This is a genomic window from Alteromonas sp. K632G (assembly GCF_017653625.1).
Classification (GTDB): Bacteria; Pseudomonadota; Gammaproteobacteria; order Enterobacterales; family Alteromonadaceae; genus Alteromonas; species Alteromonas naphthalenivorans.
On the sequence record NZ_JAGGDM010000008.1, the window covers coordinates 127,786 to 152,814 of the forward strand.

Below are 25,029 nucleotides of genomic sequence, written 5' to 3' on the forward strand. Positions count from 1 at the left end.
ACGCAGCCTTTTTTAATGCTCGTAGTAACGGTTAAAAACCGCAGGCGAGGGCAGTGTTAAACACGAACTACAGAATTATCTTCGCTTCCGATGCTAGAAGGTAGATAAGCATCGGCGGCCCAATCGTTTTCCCACATATCACCATCGAGTAGATAGCGAAATTGATACTCATGATCGGTTTCTAAATTAATAGTCAGCGTGAAATCCCCGCTCTTCAGTTTTTTCATCGACAGAGGTTGCTTGTCCCATTCGGTAAAGTCACCCACAAGGCTAGCTTCATCGGCATTTTTTGCTTCTTCGGCGGAAAGGCGGAATGTTACTTTACAAACGGGTTTAGATTTCAGGTATTGCTTTTTTAGGCTCATGACAGGTCATCCCTTTTAGCGTAACAAATTCGTTGTTGCATCGATAAGCGCAACTTTTCCTGCGAGTGTGCAGGTGTTTAAATAATCAACGATTATTACTCATTTAGCAATCTTACATTTTAATTCTGAGTGGATTTTTTTATATTACGTTGAGTCGCGCACTAATTAGTTAAATAATTCACAATTTTTAACAAACGAAGACAAGCGCTTCGCGTCGAAACACATTACACTAGAACCAATAAAAAAATAATAAATCACGTATAGCTTTAACCCATTGTTCGCCAGACAGATTTCACTTATGCAAGTAGGTGAGTGTCGGTGCATCGGCTAAGCATCAGTACTACGTTTTATAGGGAAAATAATGAAAAACTCCATCTGGATAAAAAGCGGTATACCTCTTATCATCATTTTAGTCGCGTTTGTTGTTGCGGCAATTATGATTTCTTCACGTAAACCTCCAGAGCAAATTCCCGTCGAAACGCAAGCCTTCCTTGTTGATGCCAAACCAATGGATTACCAACCTGTAAGCTTCGTAGTTGATTCTCAGGGCAACGTAGTGCCTCGTAATAGAACATCACTTAGCGCACAAGTCAGTGGGCGAGTCGTTAGTTTGTCCGATAAATTGATTGTTGGGGGCATGTTCCAAAAAGGGGATGTGCTAATCACCCTTGAACAAGATGACTACCGCACTGAAGTAAAGTTGGCTGAAGCTGAACTGGCTCAAGCGCATGCTGCGCTTCAAGAAGAGCTCGCAAGAGGTAAAGTCGCCGAGCAAGAATGGCGTTCAGTAAGCAGTGTTGTGCCGCCTGAGCTTGGCTTGCGTAAGCCTCAATTAGCCAAAGAGCAAGCGAATGTTAAAGCCTCAGAAGCAAAACTTGAGCGTGCCAAGCGTAATCTTGATCGTACGCAAATTAGAGCCCCATACAACGGCATAGTGGTTGAGCGAAACATCGATTTAGGTCAATTTGTGTCAGCAGGCGCTACAGTAAGCACCGTTTATTCAACGGACACCGCCGAGGTACGTTTACCCATAACCGATAAAGACTTGATGTTCATAGATATTGGTAATCAATCTAACCAACAATCTGATGTGACTTTAAACGCAACGGTAGGAGGTAAAAATAGAACCTGGACTGGTAAGTTAGTTCGTTCTGAAGGTATTTTGGATACAGGCAGCCGCGTACTTTATGCCGTGGTTGAAGTAAAAGACCCTTATCAATTTAATGGCGGCGACAACGCACCACTTCGCTTCGGTCAATTCGTTCAAGCCAAAATTGTTTCTCACCAAAAACAAAACTTAACCGTGATCCCTCGCTCCATTTTACGCCTTGATAATACAGTGCTGATTGTTAACGATAACCGCGAAATTGAAATTGTACCGGTTGACGTAGTGCGTACCACGGCAGAAAAAGCTTTCATTGGTGGCGGCTTAAATAGTGGCGCGCTGGTAGTAACCAGTGCGGTTCCGAACCCTTATAATGGTATGAAAGTAAGGCTGCCAGGTGATGAGCCTGCCATGCCACCAGAAGCAGAGAACGATAAAGAGGCCGACACTCAATCAGTAGGCGTTGAAGATGATACTACTGAAACAAGTCCTGCTTCTTCTGGGGGTAAGTAATGAACCAAATTGATACGCAAAAAGGGTTAATCGCGTGGTTTGCGCGCAACAGTGTTGCGGCAAATTTGTTGATGTGGTTGTTAATTGTTGGCGGCCTATTTGGTGCCTTTAGTATACAAAAACAAGTTTTCCCTAGTTTTGAAATAGACATCATCAATGTTCGCGTACCGTATTTGGGCGCTGCGCCTCAAGAAGTAGAAGAGGGCGTAATTTTAAAGATAGAAGAGTCGATTAAAAACCTAGAGGGCATTAAACAAGTCACCTCAACCGCGGTAGAGGGCATGGGTACGGTCAGCATTCAAGTTGAGGAAAATTACGACATTCAATCGTTACTTGACGAAGTGAAGGTGCAAGTTGATGCCATTCCTCTTTTTCCAGCCGACACAGAAAAGCCGGTTATCTATCGCCAGAAAATTCAACAAGATGTTATTTGGATTTCAGTATTTGGCGACGCCAGCGAACGTGAATTAAAAGAGTTCGCAAAAGATATTCGAGATGACGTTGCCAACCTTCCAGGTATTTCAAGTGTGCAAGTTGTTGGGGCTAGAGACTACGAAATATCGGTTGAATTGTCTGAGGTAGACCTACAAAAATACAACCTTACCTTTGCAGATGCGGTCAGTCGTTTAAGTCAGTCGAGTATTGATTTACCAGGTGGGTCTATTCGCACCGAAAATGGCGATATTCTGCTTAGAACTAAAGGGCAGGCATACACTGGCTGGGATTTCTCCCAGATAGTGCTAGTCACCAATACTGATGGCACGCGGGTGACGTTAGGCGACGTTGCTTATATTAATGATGGTTTTATTGAGAACAACCAATATGCATTGTTCGATGGAAAACCAGCAGTTAGCCTTCGCGTACAAGCGGTGGGTGATCAAAATGCATTAGAAATATCAGAACAAGTTAACGGCTACATCGACGAGAAAAAGAATGATTTTCCAGCCCATATTTCCGCCGACACATGGGGAGATAGTTCGTTTTATCTAGCAGATAGATTGAACATGATGCTTGAAAATATGTTTTTTGGTGGCCTGTTGGTGTTCTTAGTACTGTCGTTATTTTTGAGAATAAAGCTCGCGTTTTGGGTGATCGTTGGCCTGCCGGTTTGTTTCCTAGGTACGTTGTTAGTTATGCCTATTGATATGCTTGGTGTGTCTATCAACATGCTGAGTTTATTTGCCTTTATTCTTGTACTTGGAATAGTAGTAGACGATGCCATCATAATGGGGGAGTCGGCCTATTCCGAAATTGATCAAAAAGGGCACAGTACCGAAAATGTGATTGCAGGCGTTAAGAAAGTGGCTATGCCGGCCACCTTTGGCGTGCTTACTACCATAGCGGCATTCTCACCTATGCTAATGGTGTCGGGTCCTTTTGGTGTCATTTGGAAAACCATTGGGCTCGTGGTGATCATTTGTTTGGTGTTTTCATTAATAGAGTCGAAGCTTATTTTGCCTGCACATTTAGTGCATATGAAATTAAAGCCTTATGATCCAGCGAAGGCTAATAAGCTGCAAAAATTTAGAGACTTTTTCAGTGAAGGTATTAAGCGTTTTATACACAATGTTTATGCGCCATTCTTAGAAAAGACAATACGTAATCGTTACACCACGGTATCCGTTTTCTTAGCCATGCTAATTTTGACCATTGGTTTATTTGGCGGCGGTATTGTTCGATTTGTTTTCTTCCCCAGTATTCCTAGTGACTTCATGTTTGCAAGTTTTGAGCTAGAGCCAGGCTCTTCGCTAAAGCAGCGAGACGAAGTGCTTACTGCATTACGTGAAGGCATGATGCGTATGGATGAAAAGGTGCGTGACGATACAGGTGAAGGCGTAATTAAACACTCCATGGCGTTTGATAACGGTGATTTGGGTGGGGAGGTGTTTGCTGAACTGACCAAAGGTGAAACGCGTACCATGGCCGATTATGAAATTCATCAGCTGTGGCGCGATGAAATGTCTGAAATTCCAGGTGTTAAGACATTCAGTATTGGCGCTCCGGGTGGCCCTGGTGGTGGTGCTGATCTTAGCTTCGAATTTAGCTCTGGTGATATTGCGTCTTTAAGAGCCGTAAGTGATGAATTAAAAAGTATCTTGTCAGGCTACGACGGCGTAACCGATATTAATGATACGTTCTCAGGTGGTAGTGAAGAGATTCAATTAGCATTGAAACCTCAAGCCGACGCATTAGGTATTACGCTACAACAACTAGGGCAGCAAGTACGTTTTGGCTTTTACGGCGCGGAAGTTCAGCGTATACAACGTGACGATGAAGAAATAAAAGTCATGGTGCGTTACCCAAGAGCAGAACGTAGTTCTATTGAACACTTAGAAAATATGCGTATTCGTGCGCCTAACGGCCAAGAGATACCTTTTCAGCAAGTGGCTAGCTTTACCGTAGGCGAAGGCTTCGATTCAATCATTCGTGTAGATGGCAGCCGCTCTGTTACTGTCACCGCCGTAGTAGACAAGGCGTTGATGGATCCGTCTGAAATTACGGGTGAGGTTATCGAATCTGTTATGCCTGATTTGTTAGCACGCTATCCTAAAGTGGATTTCCAGTTACAAGGAAATGCAAAAGAACAAGCTGATGCAATGATGAGTTTGGCGCAGGGCTTATTGTTTGCGTTATTTGCGATTTACGCGCTATTGGCTATACCCCTTAAATCTTACAGCCAACCGTTTATCATCATGTCAGTCATACCATTTGGTGTGGTAGGCGCTATTATTGGGCACTTAGTATTAGGCATGGCGGTAAGTGTACTGTCGATTTGTGGCATTATTGCGTTATCCGGTGTAGTGGTTAACGACAGCTTGATTATGGTGGACTTTGTTAACCGAGCACGCCAAGAAGGCCATTCATTAATGCGCGCAGCCATTAGTGCTGGTACGCAGCGTTTTCGCGCGATTATATTAACGTCGTTAACCACCTTTATGGGGCTAATGCCAATTGTATTTGAGCGAAGCCTACAGGCACAAATTGTTATTCCTATGGCAATTTCGTTGGCCTTCGGTATTTTGTTTGCCACGATTATTACCTTACTACTAGTACCTGCCTTGTACCTCATATTGAATGACATTAAAAATGTATTTAAAGGTAGAAAGCATACTGAGTCTGTTGGTTCGGCATCGATAGAGCAGCACTAACACGGGCTAGTGAATAGAAAAACTCCCGTCTAGTTCGGTAAACGGATTATAAAAACACCGCATTGGTTGGCCAATGCGGTGTTTTTGTTTGCATTTTGTACGATTAGCTATATACTGTATAAATAAACAGTATATAGGTGAACGCGATGACTACAGGTGTTAAAGCAGTTGATCAACTTATTGAAAAGTTCGGAATATTATCTTCGCCAGGGCAAGATAAGTTCCAGCGCTTAACCCATTTATTTGGCGGTGATAAACGGGCGGACTCGTTGCCTTTTTGTATGTATCAAAAAGTAATGGGCGCGCCTGTGTCTCGTCGATTTACAGTCCACCACTTTTATTTGCCCTATAAAAACTGCAAGTTAGCCACTTTTATGTTTAATGAAAAAGGGGAGTTAATAGAGCAGGTTTATTTTACCAAGATGTCTCGGATGGTGAATGTTTGCCGCAAGTTGCAGCGTATTCTCTTGGAAGAAAAGAATCTGCGTGAAAATGCATCCCAAGGAATACCACAGGAAGCAAAGCTACAAAAAGGAATGCTACAGCAAGACAGAGCGTGGACGCGAACCGGGCAGTTTGCGGCTTAGCCACTAATGTAGTTGTAAGTATCAGGCAGACGTATATAGGCCTAGGGAAAATGGCAAATATTAAAAAGAATGCCCAACACCAAATACGAACGAGTAAACTGCTAAGGGAATATAGAAAACAAAAAAGCGAAGGGTCGTTAACACGACACCTTCGCTTTTTTCTGTTTATCACTCTTAAATGCAATACTTGATAAGGCCAAGAATAAAAGTGCAGACCAGATCTGCACTTTCAACCTAAATCAAAATAGTGCTTAGTAGAAAGAGTACTTCACTTCAACACCAAGGATACGTGGTTCGTTCATAATACCGGTAAGGTTGTTAAAGTCGATAGCCCCTTTAACGTTATCTTCATCGGTAATGTTACGGCCGAACAATGCCACTGTGTAGTTATGCTCGAAGTTTTCGTAACCTATACGCAAACCACCTTCAAAGTTGTCGTCAGTTGTAAATTCCACAGACTCATATAAGAAGATGTTAGTTTCACCTTGGAACGCCCAATCGGTAAATACGAAGAATTCACCGTTGTCGCCCATAGGTACAGTGTAGCGTGCGGTAAAGTTAAAGATAGACTCTGGTGCTTGTGGGAACGGGTTACCGTTCACAATGTAGTTGCCATCATCTGCTACTGGGTCGGTAACAGTACAAGAACCACAACCGCCAATCGTTAATGTGTCATCTTTAATTTCTGTGTGGTTGTAGCTGTAGCCAGCAGTAAAGGTTAGTTCATCAGTCGCTAACCACTGAGAATCAATTTCAAAACCGTAGGCTTCGCCTTCATCTGCATTAACGAGTGCAGTAAAGTTGTTACCACCACCAATGGCTGACAATTGCATATCGTCAACCGTGTAGTAGAACGCTGCACCGTTAAGACGAAGTGTTCCATCTAGCAAATCAGATTTAAAACCAACTTCATAAGAGTTAATCGTTTCAGCGTCAGCCACAGATGGTGAGCTTTCAAATGCAACATCACGACCTTGAATAGTTTGAGCACGGAAACCATTTGAGTAGCGAGCGTAAGCAGACATATCGTCTGTTATACGGTAATTAGCGCTAAGTTCGAAACTGGTTTGCCCATCATCAACGTTAATTGGCTCGTAATCTTGTACGCTTGCAGCGCCAATAACTACGGCAAAGCCATCTACGTTTTGATCGCCAACAATCAATGATTTCTCGTCATGAGTATAACGAAGGCCACCAGTAATATTTAGTTTCTCATTCACTTGGTAAGACGTTTGACCAAATACCGCCCATGTTCTGTTTTCATGGAAAACAGTGGTTGCACCAAAGAAACCGTCAATACTGGTCACGTTGAAAGACGCGTCGTAATAGAAGGCGCCTAGTTGCCAGTTCATTGCATCAGTGGTGTTGCTTGATAAGCGGAATTCCTGCGTATATTGCTCAAGGTCGTCTAGATTATCTTGAGTAACAGCAGAGAATGGAATAACGCCAGGGCCAGATGTGCCATCAGCATTGTTGAAACCGCCATCAATGTCACCAAGGCTTGAACCTTCAGCGGTTTCCATGGCTGAGATTGATGTGAAGGTCACATCATCCATATCGTATTCAAGCTTTAGTGATGCGCCGAAACCGTCATATTCTTGAGGGTTATTGTCAGCACCGTTGCCGTCGATGTCACCATCATAATAAATGGTATCGCGGTCGTAATTTGCGTTTAGGTTATTGCTGCCAACATCAAAAATGTTAGCGCGGAAAATTGACGCTGTGCCATCTAATTCTCTGCCGTGAACATTTAATAAAGCTGAGAAATCGTCAGAGGGTTCCCAAAGAAGCTGTAAGCGATAAGCTTTTTCGTCAAAGCCGCCAATCGCATCGTTTTCACCGGTAAAAGCATTGTCGATGTAATCATCACGCTCTTGTGAAAGTACAGACAAGCGTGCTGATAGCTCATCAGTTAAACCGCCACTAATAGCACCTTCAAAATTCATTGTGCCATAAGAACCAAAACCGGCTTTAGCGTAACCTTCTAAATCTTGTGTAGGTTTTACGGTATCGAACTTAATGATACCTGCTGTAGTGTTACGGCCAAATAAGGTGCCTTGTGGGCCACGTAATACTTCAACTTGTTGCACATCAAAAAGTGGGAAGCTTTTTAGTACCACATTTTCCATTACCACTTCGTCCATGATAATAGAAACAGGCTGTGAGGCGGCTAAATCGAAGTCGGTGTTACCTAGGCCACGAATATAGAAACGTGGCGCTACGCGACCGTTTGACGACTCAGCGTAAAGGCCAGGCACGCGAACGGCCAATGCAAGAATATCTTCACCACCTGAAAACAAGCTTTCAAATTTTTCACCACTTAGCGTCGCGACAGAAATAGGTACTTCCTGAATTGACTGGGTACGTTTTTGCGCTGTTACGGTAATTTGTTCAAGAGCCGTTTCTTTTTTTTGTAATGTTTCTGCTTCTTGAGCAACGATAGAGGTACTGAACGCTGCACTAATTGCAAGCGCCAAAGAGGCTAGTTTATGTGTTCTCATGTGTCCACCAAGAGTTTTAGATTATGCTTTTGTAGTGCTTTTCGGTACAGAAAAAGCGGTCTGTACGCGGCGTAGTATTTTACACAAACTAGGTAATAAAAACTTATCATTGTTGTAAATATTTATTTTCTTATGAACTTGGCGCGATATTGTGAGGGCGATAAACCGGTATTTTTTTTGAAAAGCCGAGTGAAAGAACTGAGGTCTTCGTAGCCCACACTATTCACAATGGATTCAAGCGGAGACATAGAAGTTTCTAAGATTTTTCGCGCTTGTTCTAATCGTAAACCTTGTAAATATTGGATAGGCGTTATTGCACAGGCTTGCTTGAAACGCCTTATTAATGTGCGTTCAGTCATATTATGTTCGTGGGCAACATGTTTCAGGGTAAGACGTTTCGTAAAGTGATTTTCTAAGTAATTTTGTACAGCTAACACATCTTTATCTTGGTGAAATTTATGCTGGCGACTGCTTGCATACACGGTTTGATTCGGCCTAGAAAAATCGAGTACATGAGACTTGGCAGTATCACTAGCCACTTGATGACCGCAATAACGTTCTATAAGCAAAATAGCCAAATCTATCCACGCCATACCGCCACCTGCACAAAAAATAGCATCTTGTTCAGTTACCATCTTTTCAGACTGTAAATTAACACTGGGATAATGAGAGCGAAATTTATCAGCATATCCCCAATGGGTAGTGGCAACTTTGTTATCAAGTAACCCTGACTCTGCTAACAAAAAAGTCCCGGTGCAGTTACCCGCAATATCCGCCCCTTGTTTTTGCAGCCGTTTGATATGTACAAGTTGATTCGCGTTTTCTTGTAAAACCGTATCGATATCGCCGCCAATCGTGGGGATCAGCAAAATATGAGTGTCTGTCACATCTTCAATAGCAATGTTAGGGGTTAGCAGTAACTGGTTAGTACAGTGAAAAGGTTTGCCGTGAAAACTCGCCAGCTGAACTTTAAATTTAGGGGTGGTGGGTTGGTTATGAATGCGCTGCCAACTGATGCCTGCAAATGCGAAGACATCGAGTGCGCCAGTGATGGCAGAAGCCAAAGCTTGATCAAATCCTAATACGGTCACGACGAACGGTGGTTTATTCATAAAAATAATACAGTTTATTAAATACGATAACTAACGGTGATTGTTGGCGTAAATGGCCATGATTGTGTCATAAATGACAATAATGGCATGATAACGAATATGACACAATGCATTAACAATTTGCTCAAGGACTTTATTATGGCTGACCAACTTATTCCCCGTCGGGAAATGCAATTCCAACTCTATGAAGTATTAAATACACAGTCTTTGTGTGAAAAACCCCGTTTTGAAGAACATAACGTTGAAACGTTTAATGCCGTTATTGATATGGCAGAAAAAATGGCTGAAGAGCTTTTTCTACCTCACAACGCTATCGCTGATAAAGATGAGCCTACTTTTGATGGCAAAAAAGTCACCATGATAGATGAGGTTAAAAAAGCCTTTGATACCTACCGTGAGTCGGGCTTTATTGCAGGTCACTTCGATTATGAAGATGGCGGAATGCAATTACCCGTTACCATCATGAATGCGTGTGCGGGTTACTTCTTAGCGGCAAACCCTTCCACTACAGCGTATCCTTTTCTTACTGCTGCGGCGGCAAATGTGGTGAAACATTTTGCCAACGAAGAAACCAAGCAAGCTTTTTTACCTAAAATGCTAACAGGTGACTTTACCGGCACTATGGCATTAACTGAGCCTCATGCGGGCTCTGGCTTGGCAGATATTCGCACATCGGCAACGCTTCATGAAGATGGCACGTATCGCGTGAAGGGCAGTAAGCTTTATATCTCTGCAGGCGAACACGAATTATCAGACAACATTGTTCATTTGGTATTAGCGAAAATCCCTGGCGGCCCTGCGGGCGTAAAAGGTATTTCGTTATTTGTTGTTCCTAAATATCGTCTAGATGAAAACGGTAACCCTGGCCCCCGTAACGACGTTACTCTGGCTGGACTTATTCATAAAATGGGTTATCGCGGTACGACCTCTACCGCACTTACGTTTGGTGAGAACGGTGACTGTCATGGTTATCTCGTGGGTGAACCACACCAAGGTTTGCGTTACATGTTCATGATGATGAATGAAGCGCGCATTGGTGTAGGCTACGGTGCTGCCATGATTGGTTATCGCGGCTACCGCTATTCACTTGAGTATGCAAAAGATCGTACCCAAGGGCGTGCTGCACCGAAGTTAGCCCCAGAAGACGAGGCTACACCAATTATCAACCATGGTGATGTGCGTCGCATGTTGTTAGCGCAAAAGTCCTATTGTGAAGGTGGCATGGCACTGTGTTTATATGGCAGCACCTTAATTGATGCGTTAGAGACGGAAGAAGACACCGCCAAACGTACCGAAATTTCACAGTTACTTGAGCTACTCACCCCAGTATTTAAAGCGTGGCCTTCAGAGTTTGGCCCTAAAGCTAACGACTTAGCCATTCAAATTCTTGGTGGCGCTGGTTACACCCGTGAATACCCCGTAGAACAGTGCTGGCGGGATAACCGTTTGAACCCTATTCACGAGGGAACAAATGGTATTCAAGCCTTGGATTTACTAGGCCGTAAATTATGGCAAAGCGAAGGTAAAGGGCTACAAGTATTAATGGCTCGTGTTTCTGGCGACATGAAAGCGGCTACAACACCACGAGCCCAAGCACTAGCGGCAAAACTTAAACCTTACCTTGACCAACTTGGCGGGCTTATTCAACAAGCGGCGGGTGACTTACGTTCAGACAAACAAGCCGTCTTACTGACTAACGCAAGCTGTTTTTTGAATATCTTCTCTGCCTGCGTAGTGAGTTGGATTTGGTTACGCCAAGCGAATGTTGCCGAGCAAGCATTGGCTAATGGCGCAAGTGGTCAAGACGGTGATTTCTACGAAGGAAAAATGGCAGCTGCTGAATACTTCCTCAATTGGGAATTACCGCTAGTGAAACGTGATATAGAAGTCATTTCGTCACAAGAACCAACCTGTGAAAATGTGAAAGCCAGTTATTTCTAATAACGGCTTCAAGGGCATAACAATGACATACCAACAATGGCACATTGCAGAAAATATTAAGGCGGGGCAATAAAATGGTGGCATCAAACGTAGAAGGCAAACATATCCTTATCACCGGGGGCGGCTCGGGTATTGGTGCGGCCTCGGCCAAAACCTTATGTGAGCGCGGGGCATTGGTCGGTGTTGCCGATTTAAATATGGATGCTGCTGAAGCCTTAGTGCATCAGCTCAAAGAAGCGGGCGGTAATGCCTATGCGGTAAAAGTAGATGTTACTGAGCCTGCAGAAGTGAATGCCATGTTTGAAGCGGCGTTTTCACAGCAAGCCAAACTAGACGTAATCATCAATAATGCGGGTATAGACCATTTCCCAGCGCCCCTTACTGAAGTAGACGATGCTATGTTCATGAAGAACATTCAGGTGAATCTAGCGGGCGTGTGGTATTGTATGAAAAATGCGCTTAAACATATGACCGTAAATGGTGGTGGTCATATTATTAATATTGCGTCGGTAGCGGGCCTGCGTTCAGCGCCCATGATCAGTGCCTATAGTGCATCTAAACACGGGGTGATTGGCTTAACTAAATCGGCAGCGGTGGAATATGCCCGTGCGAATATTCGCATTAATGCGGTATGCCCAAGCTTTGTTGACACGCCAATGGTACAGGGCGTGTTATCTAAATTAGACGAACGTGGACAAAAAGCCATGGTGGGTGCAAACCCCATGAAGCGTTTAGGCAAACCTGAAGAAATAGCGAATGCGATAGCATGGTTGTGTAGTGACGAGTCTTCATTCATGACAGGGCAATCGGTTGTACTTGATGGCGGCATGTTAGCCTAATCACCCAATTTCTAGCGTTTGATAAAAATTATTGCGTTTAATAAAAGCGCGACAGATTTAAAAAAGGGATAACTATTATGAAAAATTTATTCGATTTAACTGGAAAGGTTGCTTTAGTAACAGGTGCTAGCCGAGGTATTGGTGAATCAATCGCACGTTTGCTGGCGCAATATGGCGCACACGTTATTGTGTCTAGCCGTAAAATTGATGGCTGTGAAGCAGTAGCCTCGTCTATTCGAGATGCGGGTGGTAAGGCAAGTGCGTTGGCATGCCATGTTGGCGATATGGAGCAAATTACCGCTGCTTTTGCAGAAATTAAAAGCGAATTCGGTAAGCTAGATATACTTGTGAATAATGCCGCAGCTAACCCGTACTTTGGGCATATCTTAGATACAGATTTAGGCGCTTACGACAAAACAGTAGACGTAAACATTCGTGGCTACTTCTTTATGTCTATTGAAGCGGGCAAAATGATGAAAGAGCAGGGCGGTGGCGTCATTCTTAACACGGCTTCAGTGAACGGTGTAACACCTGGTGACATGCAGGGTATTTACTCTATTACGAAAGCAGCCGTTATTAGCATGACAAAATCATTCGCAAAAGAATGTGGAAGCTTAAATATTCGCGTTAACGCCTTACTACCTGGCTTAACCGATACTAAGTTTGCCTCAGCACTAACTTCAAATGATCAAATTTTGAAGCACGCGCTTAAAGTGATCCCACTAGGCCGTGTTGCCGATCCGGATGAAATGGCGGGTACGGTATTGTACTTAGTGTCTGATGCATCTAGCTACACCACAGGCACGACAGTGGTGGTTGATGGTGGTATGCTAGCGTAAAAACGCTAACGAGATTTTACCATGCATATATGGGTTGACGCAGATGCGTGTCCCAGTGTGATTAAAGACATACTTTTTAAGGCAGCCCGACGTACCGGTCTGCCTTTGTCTTTAGTTGCTAATCATTCTATGTCTGTTCCACCAGATAAACACATTACGTTAACTATCGTGCCATCTGGCTTTGATGCCGCAGATGATTATATTGTTGAAAAGATAGAAGCCGGTGATTTAGTAATAACCGGAGACATTCCTTTGGCTGCCGATATTTTGGCCAAGAACGCCAAAGCCATGAACACCCGGGGCGATGAATACGACAAATCATCCATTCGCGCTGCGCTTACTATGAGAGACTTTATGGATACCATGCGTTCAAGTGGCGAACACACGGGTGGCCCTAAAGCGTTTTCTCAGCGAGATAAACAGAATTTCGCCAATGCGTTAGATAGAATGATTACTGCGGGCACGCGCTAGCGCGAGGGGTTTGACCTTTCTCTCAACGTAGATAATTTGAGTGACTCGCTTAAACAAAAAAAGGGCTACGTTTTCACGTAGCCCTTTTTAATTTTTATTATTTAACCGAAAAGCCTATCTCTTAAAACTAGAGCTCTTAAAACTAAAGCACAGATACTAAGGCTTTCGCTAATGTTTCAACGTTTTCTGAGTTAATACCCGCAATGTTTACACGGCTAGAGTCAACAAAGTAAACGCTGTGTTTTTCACGTACTTCACGTACTTGCTCTGGTGTAATACACAAGAACGAGAACATGCCTTTTTGATCGTTTACAAAGCTGAAATCTTTTGGCGAACCATTGTCGTGCAGATTCTTAACCAGCATGGCACGTAGTGATTTCATGCGGTTACGCATTTCGTCTACTTCGTTAACCCATTCTTGATTAAGCGCGTCGTCAGACAAGATAATATCAACCAGCGCACCGCCGTAGCTAGGCGGCATAGAGTAGATACCGCGAGCAATAGATTGAATTTGACCTTGTGCAATTTTACGCGTGGCCGTGTCAGCAGTAATGATAGCCGCTAGACCTACACGCTCACGGTATAAACCGAAGTTTTTAGAGCAAGAAGCGGCAACAATTACTTCAGGAAGGTTTTCAACTAATAAACGAAGGCCATAAGCATCTTCATCTAAGCCTTCACCGAAACCTAAGTAAGCAACGTCAATAAAGGGTAGGAATTCACGCTCTTTAGCAACGGCCAATACTTCGTCCCACTGTGCATTAGTTAAGTCTGCACCTGTTGGGTTGTGGCAGCAACCGTGAAGTAACACGATATCGCCTTTCTCAACACCACGAAGGGTATCCATCATGGCATCGAAGCGAATACTAGCAGACGCTTTATCGAAGTACGGGTAGGTTTCAATTTTAAGGCCAGCCGATCCAATCAATGGAATGTGGTTAGCCCAGGTTGGGTCGCTTACCCATACTTTAGCGTTCTCGTTACAACGAACCAGTAATTCTGAAAGAATGCGAAGTGCACCACAACCACCTGGGGCTTGAACCGCAGCAACACGGTCAGCAAGCAATACAGGGCTGCTCTTGCCTAAAAGCAAAGTAAGCATGTTGTCGATATAACCTTGATTACCCTGTGGCGTAATATAGGTTTTGCTGGTTTCACGTTCTAACAAAAGTTGTTGCGCTTTCGCTACGCTAGTAAGAATAGGGGTATTACCTTGCTCATCTTTATAAACACCGACACCTAAGTCGATTTTATGAGAATTAAGATCTTCACGATAAGCAGCTGACAAACCAAGAATTGGATCTGGGGCGAGTTGGGGTAATACTTCAAACACGATATGTCCTCGTTGCAATGCAAAAAATAGCAGGCACGCATTATGCCACCGATGGTAGAAAAAACGACCCTTTATAGTAGAAAATATGTCATTAAATCGGTATTTATGGTGTAAAACGAAATACACATCACAAAAATCTGTGTGAATTAATAAACCTCATACTTACTTTCACTCTTTTCCATGTGTGTAGTACCAGTCAGAACAGTACTTAACCTATAGTAAAACGTTGGTTACCCACAACTTCACCTAGTGGATTAAACGTGCGTTCATACCACTGTATTTGCTGGTGGCTATTCACCAGAAGTAGTGTAGAAGTGCGGGTTCCATATTCTGGTGACTGGATAAATATAGACGACAAACGCTTTTCCCATTCATACCCAATGCCTGTATTGGGGAGTGCATGATCAGAAGCTTTGTCTTCGTCTTTTAAAATAGCAAAAAGTGCCTCAGTATCGAGCTGACTATTTTGACTCACGTAATCGGTTAACGACGCTATTCCTTTGGTGACTTTCGGCCAAGGTGTGGTTAAGTTTGCGTTGGATAGACCATAAACGCCTTGGGTTAACGTAGAGTGGGTGTCTTCAAAATTGTTGTATACCGCGAGTGATTTTACATCGCCATAAACCAGATTATAGCCGTTATACTGGTGCCGGTTTGCGCGTAATGCTTCAAGGTAAGTGGGCTGTTTAAGTGCTTCATCCATAAGCCAGTCTGCGACTAAACCACCACGAGAAATAGCATCAGTTTTAATCGTTTCAGGTGCTCGAATATTGGTTAATGCTGCCACCTTTCCGTTACGCGTAACGCCCATCCATGTGCCCTTTGCTTGTAAATCACGGCCTGCAAGTACATGTTGGTTATTTTCCCAAAACCCAGATGTAGCGGTAGGTCTAGCGTGAAATTCATCTCTATTTGCGGCGATAACTAAAGGAAATTCCTGACTTTGGTCTACTGCAATAAACAATATGCACATATACAACTTAACTCGCTGACTGTGGTGAATAATGAACACCGTTACAGCATTCAATATCACGTAAAGGTGGTGGATTGGCGCTAACTTTTTTATGCTTACATACTAAAACGTAGTAAGAGAATAATAAGAATGAAACAAACAATTCATCATCGGTTAGTGGGCAATAAGTTACCACGCAAATGGCCACATTGGCTAAGTGCCTGCGGCAGTTTTATTTTAACAAAACGGGGCTGGCGAGTGGAAGGCGAGCTCATCAACGATAAAAAAGTGATATTAGCGGTAGCGCCACATACCTCAAACTGGGACTTTTTTATCGGCATACTGGTGGTGTTTGCATTGCGAATTAAGGTTAACTTTTTTGGTAAACACACCATTTTTACGCCCCCTTTAGGTTATATCGTTAGGAAGCTTGGCGGCATACCCATTGAACGAAGTAAGGCACATGGGGTGGTAAATAACATCGTACGGCAAATACAAGACAGTGAAGAGGTGGTATTGGCTTTGGCGCCAGAAGGGACACGAAAGGGGGTATTTCCATGGAAAACCGGTTTTATGTACATTGCCAAAGAGGCCAATATTCCCATTCAGCTGCTAGGGCTTGATTACGCCACGAAAACTGTTGTACTTGGCCCAATTATTGACCAAATCGACGATATTGAACAACAAATGCAAACAATTTATGCGTTTTATGCTAACGTTTGCGCCCATTATCCAAAAAACTGTATAACCAGCTAACGTAACGGAGCGTTCACCCGTGTCAAAACAGGGATTTACAACCCGGCAGGTTCACGCAGATCGTTTGCTCAATACTCCAGAGCATGGCGGCGTGCATACCAGCACTTCTAATTCTGTACTTTTCGAATTTTCTGATGCCCAAGGTATCATTGATGCTTTTCAGGGCAAACGTGCAGCTCACGTATATTCGCGCTCATCATCTCCGTCGGTTGCCGCATTGCAAAATATGCTTAACGACCTTGAGGGCGGTTTAGGGGCGCTGTGCTTCTCAACGGGTATGTCTGCCATTAGCAGTACGTTGTTTTCTCTTTTAAAAGCTGGCGATCATCTTATCGTTAGCCAATATTTGTTTGGAAATACACGAAGCTTCTTCGATACGCTTGCCGATTATGGTGTTCAGATTACCTTTGCTGATGTCACGGATATCCAAAACATTAAAGAAGCGTATTTACCGAACACGAAAGGGGTCTATACGGAAACAGTAGCGAACCCTGTGACCCAAGTTGCTGATTTACGTGCTATCGGTCAGTACTGCGAAGAGCGCAATATCTTGTTCATGGTAGATAACACCATGACACCGCCACCGCTTTTTTATGCTAAAGATCTTAAGGCGTCATTAATATTTTGCTCGTTGACTAAATACATTTCTGGTCATGGAAATGTGCTCGGTGGTGCAGTTATCGATACCGGTCTTTTCAATTGGAAAGGCTTTGGGAACATTAAAAGCGCTTACCAAGTCGCTGATGAAGCACAATGGGGCTTAACCCAAATTAAGAAAAAAGGATTACGAGATTTAGGCGCCACACTGGCCCCTCAGTCTGCAACCGCCATTGCGTTAGGTATGGAAACATTAAGCTTACGCTTAGCTCGAGCATGTGAGAACTCACAAAAGCTCGCTATGTTTTTAGATAACCACCCCAAAGTAAAACACGTATTTTACCCTGGGCTGGCAAGCCACCCGCAGCACTTTATGGCAAGAGAGCAATTGAAAAGAGGCTATGGCGCTATTCTTAGCTTTACCCTTGTTGATGATATCGACCCTGTTCAATTCTTAAATGCCCTTGAGTTGGTTATTTGCGCTACGCACTTAGGTGATAACCGAACGTTGGCATTGCCTGTTGCGCCTACAATTTACTTCGAAAATACAGCAGAAGAGCGTGAGGCCATGGGGGTTTCAGATACCATGATAAGAATATCGGTAGGTATTGAAGATACCGACGATCTTATTAAAGATTTCTCTAACGCCTTCGAACGTAAATACACCGGCGAATAAATTGTCGGTTTTATTGATTTAACGTTATTTTCACTTTTTGTTCGTCATCGGAGCAGTAACGAACAAAAAGTGGTGTTACTATCGATTTTGCAAGAAGTAGCTTGATCCTTTTCATCGCATTAATTCTCTTAGTTGTGTTGTGGCAAACTCGATTGATTCTGGGTTAGCAGTGAAAGGATCAGCTTCTTGCCCTTCGAATCCTCCCCCCAGCTATGCTTTCGCTACCTGCAGCTATGAATTTCCACCTGAGATTTCCTACTCAAGCATTCTCACTTTAGCATTCTCACTTTGGCATTTTAGGCTAGCGTACTTTGTTGCATGATTTTGTCGTATGGTTTTGTTGCATGGTTTTTTCGTCAATTAAATTCGAACGATAAGCGGGTTTTTTCCTAATATATATTCGATTTAACTTCTCTTATTATTGATTCATTAAATCAAAGGGAGAAATGTAATGATGTCTATTCTTGTTGTGTATTCAAGCCTTAATGGCGAAAACAGTAAATCAACCGAGCTCGCTGACTATTATCTTCAGTCACGTGAGGGCAGCGAAACATCGGTTACAAAAGTTGATGTAGCAGAACTAGCGTTGGCACATCTAACCGGTGAAGAAATGCAAGCGTGGATGACAGACGCTAGCGAGCGTACTTCTTCACAAAAGCGTTTAGCTGCGGTTTCCGATGACCTCGTTGCACAACTTCAAGCGGCAGATGAAATTGTGCTAGCAGTTCCTATGTACAACTTCGGTATTCCTTCTTCACTTAAAGCCTATTTCGACCGTATTGCACGGGCGGGTATTACCTTTAAATATACTGAAACTGGGCCGGTAGGTTTGCTTGAAGGCAAGCAAGCGAAGGTATTTGCTAGTCGAGGCGGCGTTTACGAAGGCGGTGATTACGATACACAAACACCATACTTAACTCACTTTTTAAATTTCATCGGTATTACTGACGTGAAATTTGTTTATGCAGAAGGACTTAGTATGGGTGAAGACAGTGCTAATGAAAGTATCGCTAATGCGAAGGGTAAAATAATTGAACTAACCCAAAAAGTCGCTGACTAAATCTATGCAGTTAGCAAAACGCAATGAGTGCGTTTGAGCTAAAGTGTGTTCCAAGTTGAGTGTGCTTGATTGCCCCGCATATTATGCGGGGCTTTTTTATGCGCGGCTTTTTATTCAGAGATTTTTATATCAGGGATTTGTCGAATTGAGTAATTTCCACTTAGGGTTTACAGCCTAATAGTCAATCGCTCGATTCTCTGGGTATAATGTGGGCATAACTAAAAAATAAAGTCGTTATTATGCAGAAATTGTCTTCCCTTGTTTTAGCTTCTAGTATTACGCTTCTGCTTAGCGGATGCGCCAATACAGATTCAACTACTGAATTAAACGCTAAAAGTAGCTCCGCCCAAAGTGACACCCTTTCATCTAGGGCACCTAAAAGTATCCGTAATGAGCCAATTGCTTCCTACACTCCCGACATTGAGCAGGGCCCTGTACAGTATTCAGAAAACGGTGAGATTACCTTAAAACAAATTATGGCAGACCCACAATGGTTGGGCCGAGCGCCGACCAATATGGGGTGGTCAATTGATGGTAGCCACATTGTTTACGAAAGAGAACAACCTAACAGCAAGCTAAAAGATGTTTATATAGCGAGTCTTAATGCGGCAGATAAAAGTGTAAAAGCTCCATTATCTCAATTACACCAATATAAATACGATGAGCGGGTAGAGCGTGAAGACGGTGTCATTGCTTATCGATTTAAAGACAGCGTATACGTGCAATTCACCAATAATGAAGTTGTGCAACTTACCCGTGGTGGTAGTTTTCTATCATCATTATCTTTTATGACTGATGGACGTTTAATGGCATTAAGTGGCAATAGCGCCATTGCCATAGACCTAACTAACGGTAGCAGAGAAGAATTGGTAAGTTGGTCATTCAGTGATGAACCAGAAGCCGTAGCAGCGCCAAAAGATTATATTGCCGAGCAGCAGCAATCATTAATTCAATATATTGCTAAAAAGCGTAAAAACCGTGAAGCCAAAGCGAACGCACAAAACACCCTAGCGGCAAACAACACCAGTATAGCACCTGATGCGTTTTATTTTGATAAAACCCATAAGTTGGTGGGCGTGAGTGTATCTCCGAAAGGTAATTTCGCCATTGTGGCGACTACGCCTGATACGCCTTCCCGAGATGATAGTGACATTATGCCGCACTACATTCAGGAAGACAGCCGCATCGCGAGCAAGCCGGTACGTAGAAAAGTAGCCGATGCTGAACCGATTAATCATCAACTTTGGCTTTTAGACTTAGCAAGTGGTGAAAAGTCACTACTAAACTACTTTAGCTTACCTGGTTATAACGACGATGTATTAGCCGAAGTGAAGGCTGAAAATGCAGAAGCTAAAGGCGAACGTTACGACGTGAATCGTTTACCAAGACCTATTACCTTGCTGTCTAGCTGGAACTGGCAAAAGCCTTCTATCAGCTGGCACAAAGACGGTGAGCAAGTTGCGGTAATGGTGGAAGCGTGGGACAACAAAGACCGCTGGATTGCCACGGTAGACCTAGATAACCAACGTTTAGTGAACCAACATCGCCTACATGATGATGCGTGGGTAAACTATCGATTCAATAGCTTTGGTTGGTTTAATAACAGCGAAACCTTGTATTATCAGTCTGAACACTCTGGGTATGCACATCTTTATACGCAAGTACCTGGACAAGCGCCAAAAGCGTTAACTCAAGGTACATTCGTTACCGATAACCCAACGTTGTCTAGTGACGACATGTGGATGTATTTTAACGCGAACAGTAAACATCCTGGTATCGTTGAAGTATACCGCGTGAAGGCTACCGGCGGTGAAGTAGAAGCGCTAACCAACCTCAACGGTATAACAGAGTATAAACTCAGTCCAGATAACGCCACATTAGTGTTAAGCCACGGTAAAGTGTCTCGCCCTCCAGAGCTTTATGTTAAAGCTGTAGATAGCAAAGAAGCGGCTATGAAAATTACCGATACGGTAAGCGACGCGTTCACCGCTATGCCGTGGGCAGTGCCCAACGTGGTGGCCATTCCTTCAAGTCACACCGATGCGCCTATTTATGCCCGCGTATACTTACCTAAAGACTATCAAGCAGGTAAGCCGCTTAAGGCAGTAGTCTTTAATCACGGTGCAGGTTATTTGCAGAATGCCCACCTAGGGTGGTCGTTGTATTTCAGAGAATACATGTTTAATAGCATGCTAGTGCAACAAGGATATGTGGTACTAGATATGGACTACCGTGCCTCGGCAGGTTACGGGCGCGATTGGCGCACGGCTATTTACCGCAACATGGGTACGCCTGAAGTACAAGATTTACGCGATGGTGTGAATTGGTTGGTAGAAAACGCCAATGTCGATCGCAACCGAATAGGCACGTATGGGGGCTCTTATGGCGGGTTCTTAACCTTTATGTCTATGTTTAACGCACCGGATCTTTTTGCGGCTGGTGCAGCGCTTCGTCCAGTTACTGATTGGGCGCACTATAACATCGGGTATACGTCAAACATCCTGAACACCCCAGATGTCGATCCTATTGCCTACGAGCGCAGTTCACCTATCTATTTTGCAGAAGGGCTAGAGAAACCATTGTTAATCAATGCACCCATGGTAGATGACAATGTGTTTTTCCATGACACCGTTCGACTAGTTCAGCGCTTAATCGAGCTAGAAAAGGAAGACTTTGAAACGGCTATTTACCCTGTAGAGCCACATGGTTTCGTTCAACCAAGCTCTTGGTTAGATGAATACCGCCGAATCTATAAGTTATTCGAAGAGAATTTGTAGTTAGCTAAGGCCAGCTATTAAGATAAAAAAAACGCCCCTATATAGGGGCGTTTTTGTTTTAGTGGTAGTTAGTAAAGGAAACCGTATTGTCACGCTTAATTCAATTTCACTCGTTAACTACCGTTTTTTTGCGGTTAGCCACATAAGTGTGAAGATGATTAATCCACTTAGCGCACCGAATAAGTGCGAATCGATGGCAACTTTGGCGTCAATCAGTGCAGCAACCTGAGCACTACTGCCTGATACTTGTTCATAAATCACTTTAAGCGCAACACCGCCCAGTAAAATCCAACCCGATCGCATCTTATTCATAATATCCATTAATGCGCCCCATACGAAGATACCGTGTAGCGCACCTGATAGCCCCGCATACCAAATAAGATCTTCAGAAAAAAGGTAGAGCCCTGCACTGGTGCCTAAGCTGCACCATACGAAAACTTTTAAGAACCGACCTATTCGGTAATGTTCGCCGTGTAACGCCCACAGTAAGGTAAGGCCTGATAAATTCAGCAGCAAGTGATACCCATTGGTGTGCACAATATTGCCAGATAATAAACGCCAGGTTTCCAACCCTTGAATGGCGAAACGATCGTAAGCTAACCACTCACCAGAGAGCGGCTCTAAGAAAAAAGCGACGATAGCGCAAAGCGCTAAAATAAGTGGGCCTACGCTATACTTAGGTGAGACCGGTAGTGACATCATCATTGTTATTTATTTTAGTAATCCGTGTGTGCTGGGTATGATACATAAAATTGCCAGTAGGGTGGAAAGCGTTATCGGTAAAAATGCTTTTTTCGTCGGCTTCCGCCTATATAACAATCATAAAAACGTAATGAGGTGACAAATGTCTCTAATTTTAAGTGAAAAGAAAAACGGGATCTTAACGATCACCATTAATCGCCCAGAGAAGAAAAACGCCTTAACCCGAGAAATGTATCAGAGCATGGCTGACGCATTATTCAGTATTGAAAATGACGATAGCATTAAGACTGTGCTGTTCCGTGGTGAAGGCGACTGTTTTACTTCAGGCAACGATATTAGTGATTTTGCAGGGCGTAAAGAAGGGGATGACGTGAATGAGTCTGCGGCATTTATGCGTGGGCTAATAAACTGTAAAGTGCCGGTAGTAGCGCAGGTTCATGGCATGGCTGTGGGTATAGGCACGACGATGCTTTTACACTGCGATTTTATCTATGCTGAGACAAACACCCGATTTGTTCTACCATTCATCAACTTAGGTCTTGTTCCTGAATTTGCTTCAAGTTATCTTCTTCCGAAAATGGCAGGGCATGTAAAAGCCAGCGAGTGGCTGATGTTAGGCGAACCATTTGGCACAGAAGATGCCTGTCAGTTTGGGTTGATTACCGGTAGCTATTCAGCCGAGGAATTAGCCGAGAAAGTGACATCGGTATGTAAAAAGCTGGTGGCAAAGCCCTCATTTGCATTGATGCAAACCAAATCACTATTAAAGAATGATGTGGAATCTACCCATCACTATATGGATATCGAATTCGATGTGTTTGGTCAAGCTATGGATTCAGAGGCCGCCCGTGAAGCGTTTGATGCGTTTTTGTCAAAACGTCCGATCAATCCGGAGAAATTTAAATAAAGAGGAAGTCATATTTTGAAACGTGGTTCATGGTTTAGTTCATCGTTTTTAGCCATTGCAGTTTCAAGCTGCCTGTTGGTGTCTGCAAATGCACAGCAAGTAAGAGAAGTAGGGGAGCCAGAGGCCGCCACGGGGTATGTAGATAAACAAGCCTTTGCTGCGAATGATTACATGGTGGTAGCGGCTAACCCATACGCCTCCTGGGCAGGCAAAAACATATTGGCCAAAGGGGGAAGCGCCATTGATGCAGCGGTTGCCGTGCAATCTATGTTATCGCTGGTTGAACCACAGTCCTCAGGCATTGGTGGTGGCGGGTTTATATTGTATTGGGACAATAAAAACAAAGTGCTGCACACCTTTGATGGCAGAGAAACCGCCCCTGCGGCCGTAAACTCGCATTGGTTTATTGAAGGCAATAAGCCTATGCGATGGCTTGATGCCGTAGTAGGCGGAAAATCAGTAGGCGTACCTGGCGCGATTAAAGCGCTGGAAACTGCACAAAGTGAATTCGGCACCTTGCCATGGAACACATTGTTTGACGATACGATTAAAACGGCGACCGAAGGGTTTCGCGTGTCGCCGCGGCTGGCTAAGCTTATTGCGCTTGATTACCACCCAGGTTTAAAAACGTTTCCAACCAGTTCTACCTACTTCTTTCCTGCGGGGCTTCCGTTAAAAGAAGGCGCGATACGTAAAAATAAGCAATTGGCTAAAACCTTAAAAGGTCTTGCCGAAAACGGCACTGATTATTTGTATAAAGGCGAGTTAGCAGAAAAGATTGTTAAAACGGTAAATTCTGCGTCAATTAACCCAGGTCAAATGACGACTGAGGACTTAGCCGCTTACGAGCCTATTCGACGTGAGCCGGTATGTGGCTTGTATCGTGATAAACAGATTTGTGGCATGGCACCGCCAAGTTCCGGTGGTATTAACGTGTATCAAATTCTAAAAATGTTAGAAGGGCAGGATTTTTCTACCCTCACGCCTGACTCGGTAGAATTCGCAAACGTTTTCACTCAATCAAGCGCGCTGGCCTACGCTGACAGAGAAAAATACATAGCGGATAGTGATTTTACCAACCTTCCGTTTGCCGCCATGATTAACACTGCGTATTTGAATCGCCGCGCTGAAGGTATTGCGCCAGATAAGAAGTGGCGACGTGTACGTGCTGGTAACCCTTACGGCGATGCCAATATTAGCCTTGGCAGCAACATGGAACAGCCTAATACCTCGCATTTCTCTATTGTTGATAAAGAAGGCAATGCGGTATCAATGACCACAAGTATCGAGTTTATGTTCGGTTCGGGTTTGATGGTGGGTGGCTTCTTGCTAAATAACCAATTGACCGACTTTTCGTTTTCGCCTACGCAAAATCGTTTCCCTGTCCCTAACCGTGTTGAGCCAGGCAAGCGCCCACGAAGCGCAATGAGCCCTACGATGGTATTCGACAAGGATGGCGATTTAGAAGTGGTGGTAGGCTCTCCTGGTGGCTCACGTATTGTAAGTTACGTGGCTCAAACGTTAGTGGGCGTGTTAGATTTTGGATTAGACATACAGCAGGCCATTAATTTACCTAAAATTACTAACCGAAATGATTACACGGCTCTTGAAAAGGGAACGCCAATTGCTGAGCTTGAAGCGCCGTTAAAAGCGTTAGGGCATAATGTAAAGGTTGTCGACTTAAACAGCGGTTTACATGGTATTCAAATTAAATCGGGTAAAATTATTGGTGGCGCGGATCCAAGACGTGAAGGTGTTGCGGTAGGGCGCTAAGCGGCTTGCTTTAGTAGCATAGCTAAATAACTAAGAGCTGTTCGAATCGTCATATACTCGAACAGCCTTTTTTA

At 43.7% G+C, this 25,029-nt stretch carries 19 protein-coding genes; 13 read left to right on the forward strand and 6 right to left on the reverse strand.

The window, feature by feature from the left end; translation table 11 throughout:
• Positions 1-56: 56 nt before the first annotated feature.
• Entirely contained in the window at positions 57-365 is a 309-nt protein-coding gene (locus tag J5X92_RS09890) for an isoamylase early set domain-containing protein (RefSeq protein WP_126873552.1), read from the reverse strand.
• A 361-nt stretch (positions 366-726) separates the two neighbouring features.
• On the opposite strand from J5X92_RS09890, the gene J5X92_RS09895 reads away from it, so the two are divergent.
• The 3 genes from J5X92_RS09895 to J5X92_RS09905 all read left to right on the forward strand — a co-directional run bounded on the left by J5X92_RS09895 (position 727) and on the right by J5X92_RS09905 (position 5,719).
• On the forward strand, positions 727-1,983 hold the full coding sequence (locus J5X92_RS09895) for an efflux RND transporter periplasmic adaptor subunit (RefSeq protein WP_208805623.1): 1,257 nt from the start codon (positions 727-729) through the stop codon (positions 1,981-1,983).
• On the forward strand, positions 1,983-5,132 hold the full coding sequence (locus J5X92_RS09900; protein ID WP_208805624.1) for an efflux RND transporter permease subunit: 3,150 nt from the start codon (positions 1,983-1,985) through the stop codon (positions 5,130-5,132). Before J5X92_RS09895 ends, J5X92_RS09900 begins: the two co-directional genes overlap by 1 nt.
• A 146-nt stretch (positions 5,133-5,278) precedes the next feature.
• Positions 5,279-5,719 carry a hypothetical protein gene (locus tag J5X92_RS09905; protein WP_208805625.1) on the forward strand — a complete coding sequence of 147 codons (441 nt, stop codon included), beginning with the start codon at positions 5,279-5,281 and terminating at the stop codon, positions 5,717-5,719.
• A gap of 251 nt (positions 5,720-5,970) precedes the next feature.
• Here J5X92_RS09905 and J5X92_RS09910 read toward each other — a convergent pair whose 3' ends face one another.
• Together J5X92_RS09910 and J5X92_RS09915 are read right to left on the reverse strand one after the other, a co-directional pair.
• Positions 5,971-8,220 carry a TonB-dependent receptor gene (locus tag J5X92_RS09910; RefSeq protein ID WP_208805626.1) on the reverse strand — a complete coding sequence of 750 codons (2,250 nt, stop codon included), beginning with the start codon at positions 8,218-8,220 and terminating at the stop codon, positions 5,971-5,973.
• 122 nt (positions 8,221-8,342) lie between these two features.
• The gene (locus J5X92_RS09915) at positions 8,343-9,332 is read right to left on the reverse strand and encodes a helix-turn-helix domain-containing protein (RefSeq protein WP_129738094.1); all 990 of its coding nucleotides are present in this window, start codon (positions 9,330-9,332) and stop codon (positions 8,343-8,345) included.
• Positions 9,333-9,470: 138 nt separating this feature from the next.
• Between J5X92_RS09915 and J5X92_RS09920 the strand changes: the two genes are divergently transcribed.
• From J5X92_RS09920 to J5X92_RS09935, 4 genes are all read left to right on the forward strand, one after another.
• Entirely contained in the window at positions 9,471-11,273 is a 1,803-nt protein-coding gene (locus tag J5X92_RS09920; protein WP_208805627.1) for an acyl-CoA dehydrogenase, read from the forward strand.
• Positions 11,274-11,347: 74 nt separating this feature from the next.
• Positions 11,348-12,112: a glucose 1-dehydrogenase gene (locus J5X92_RS09925; RefSeq protein WP_129738098.1), complete on the forward strand. Its 765-nt coding sequence runs from the start codon at positions 11,348-11,350 to the stop codon at positions 12,110-12,112.
• A 77-nt stretch (positions 12,113-12,189) separates the two neighbouring features.
• The gene (locus J5X92_RS09930) at positions 12,190-12,951 is read left to right on the forward strand and encodes an SDR family oxidoreductase (RefSeq protein ID WP_129738100.1); all 762 of its coding nucleotides are present in this window, start codon (positions 12,190-12,192) and stop codon (positions 12,949-12,951) included.
• Positions 12,952-12,972: 21 nt separating this feature from the next.
• Positions 12,973-13,422, forward strand: coding sequence for a YaiI/YqxD family protein (locus J5X92_RS09935; protein ID WP_013784278.1), 450 nt, complete (start codon positions 12,973-12,975; stop codon positions 13,420-13,422).
• A gap of 142 nt (positions 13,423-13,564) precedes the next feature.
• On the opposite strand, the gene J5X92_RS09940 is transcribed toward J5X92_RS09935, so the two are convergent.
• Both J5X92_RS09940 and J5X92_RS09945 read right to left on the reverse strand, forming a co-directional pair.
• Complete coding sequence (locus J5X92_RS09940) at positions 13,565-14,755, reverse strand: amino acid aminotransferase (RefSeq protein WP_129738102.1); 1,191 nt, start codon at positions 14,753-14,755, stop codon at positions 13,565-13,567.
• 208 nt (positions 14,756-14,963) lie between these two features.
• On the reverse strand, positions 14,964-15,728 hold the full coding sequence (locus J5X92_RS09945; RefSeq protein ID WP_208805628.1) for an NRDE family protein: 765 nt from the start codon (positions 15,726-15,728) through the stop codon (positions 14,964-14,966).
• A 129-nt stretch (positions 15,729-15,857) separates the two neighbouring features.
• On the opposite strand from J5X92_RS09945, the gene J5X92_RS09950 reads away from it, so the two are divergent.
• The 4 genes from J5X92_RS09950 (at position 15,858) to J5X92_RS09965 (ending at position 21,573) form a co-directional block, all read left to right on the forward strand.
• A complete protein-coding gene (locus J5X92_RS09950; protein WP_208805629.1) occupies positions 15,858-16,463 on the forward strand; it encodes a 1-acyl-sn-glycerol-3-phosphate acyltransferase in 606 nt (201 codons plus the stop codon).
• A gap of 19 nt (positions 16,464-16,482) precedes the next feature.
• Positions 16,483-17,736 carry a cystathionine gamma-synthase family protein gene (locus J5X92_RS09955; protein ID WP_208805630.1) on the forward strand — a complete coding sequence of 418 codons (1,254 nt, stop codon included), beginning with the start codon at positions 16,483-16,485 and terminating at the stop codon, positions 17,734-17,736.
• A gap of 451 nt (positions 17,737-18,187) precedes the next feature.
• Positions 18,188-18,796, forward strand: coding sequence for an NAD(P)H-dependent oxidoreductase (locus J5X92_RS09960; RefSeq protein WP_208805631.1), 609 nt, complete (start codon positions 18,188-18,190; stop codon positions 18,794-18,796).
• A 239-nt stretch (positions 18,797-19,035) separates the two neighbouring features.
• Complete coding sequence (locus tag J5X92_RS09965) at positions 19,036-21,573, forward strand: prolyl oligopeptidase family serine peptidase (RefSeq protein WP_208805632.1); 2,538 nt, start codon at positions 19,036-19,038, stop codon at positions 21,571-21,573.
• Positions 21,574-21,690: 117 nt separating this feature from the next.
• Here J5X92_RS09965 and rrtA read toward each other — a convergent pair whose 3' ends face one another.
• Positions 21,691-22,275, reverse strand: a complete 585-nt coding sequence (rrtA, locus tag J5X92_RS09970) for a rhombosortase (RefSeq protein ID WP_208805669.1) — start codon at positions 22,273-22,275, stop codon at positions 21,691-21,693.
• A 142-nt stretch (positions 22,276-22,417) separates the two neighbouring features.
• Between rrtA and J5X92_RS09975 the strand changes: the two genes are divergently transcribed.
• Together J5X92_RS09975 and ggt are read left to right on the forward strand one after the other, a co-directional pair.
• Positions 22,418-23,182, forward strand: a complete 765-nt coding sequence (locus J5X92_RS09975; RefSeq protein WP_208805633.1) for an enoyl-CoA hydratase — start codon at positions 22,418-22,420, stop codon at positions 23,180-23,182.
• Between the two features lie 15 nt (positions 23,183-23,197).
• Positions 23,198-24,955 (forward strand): gamma-glutamyltransferase, encoded by a 1,758-nt coding sequence (gene ggt, locus J5X92_RS09980; protein ID WP_126873537.1) that lies wholly within the window; start codon positions 23,198-23,200, stop codon positions 24,953-24,955.
• Positions 24,956-25,029: the final 74 nt, after the last annotated feature.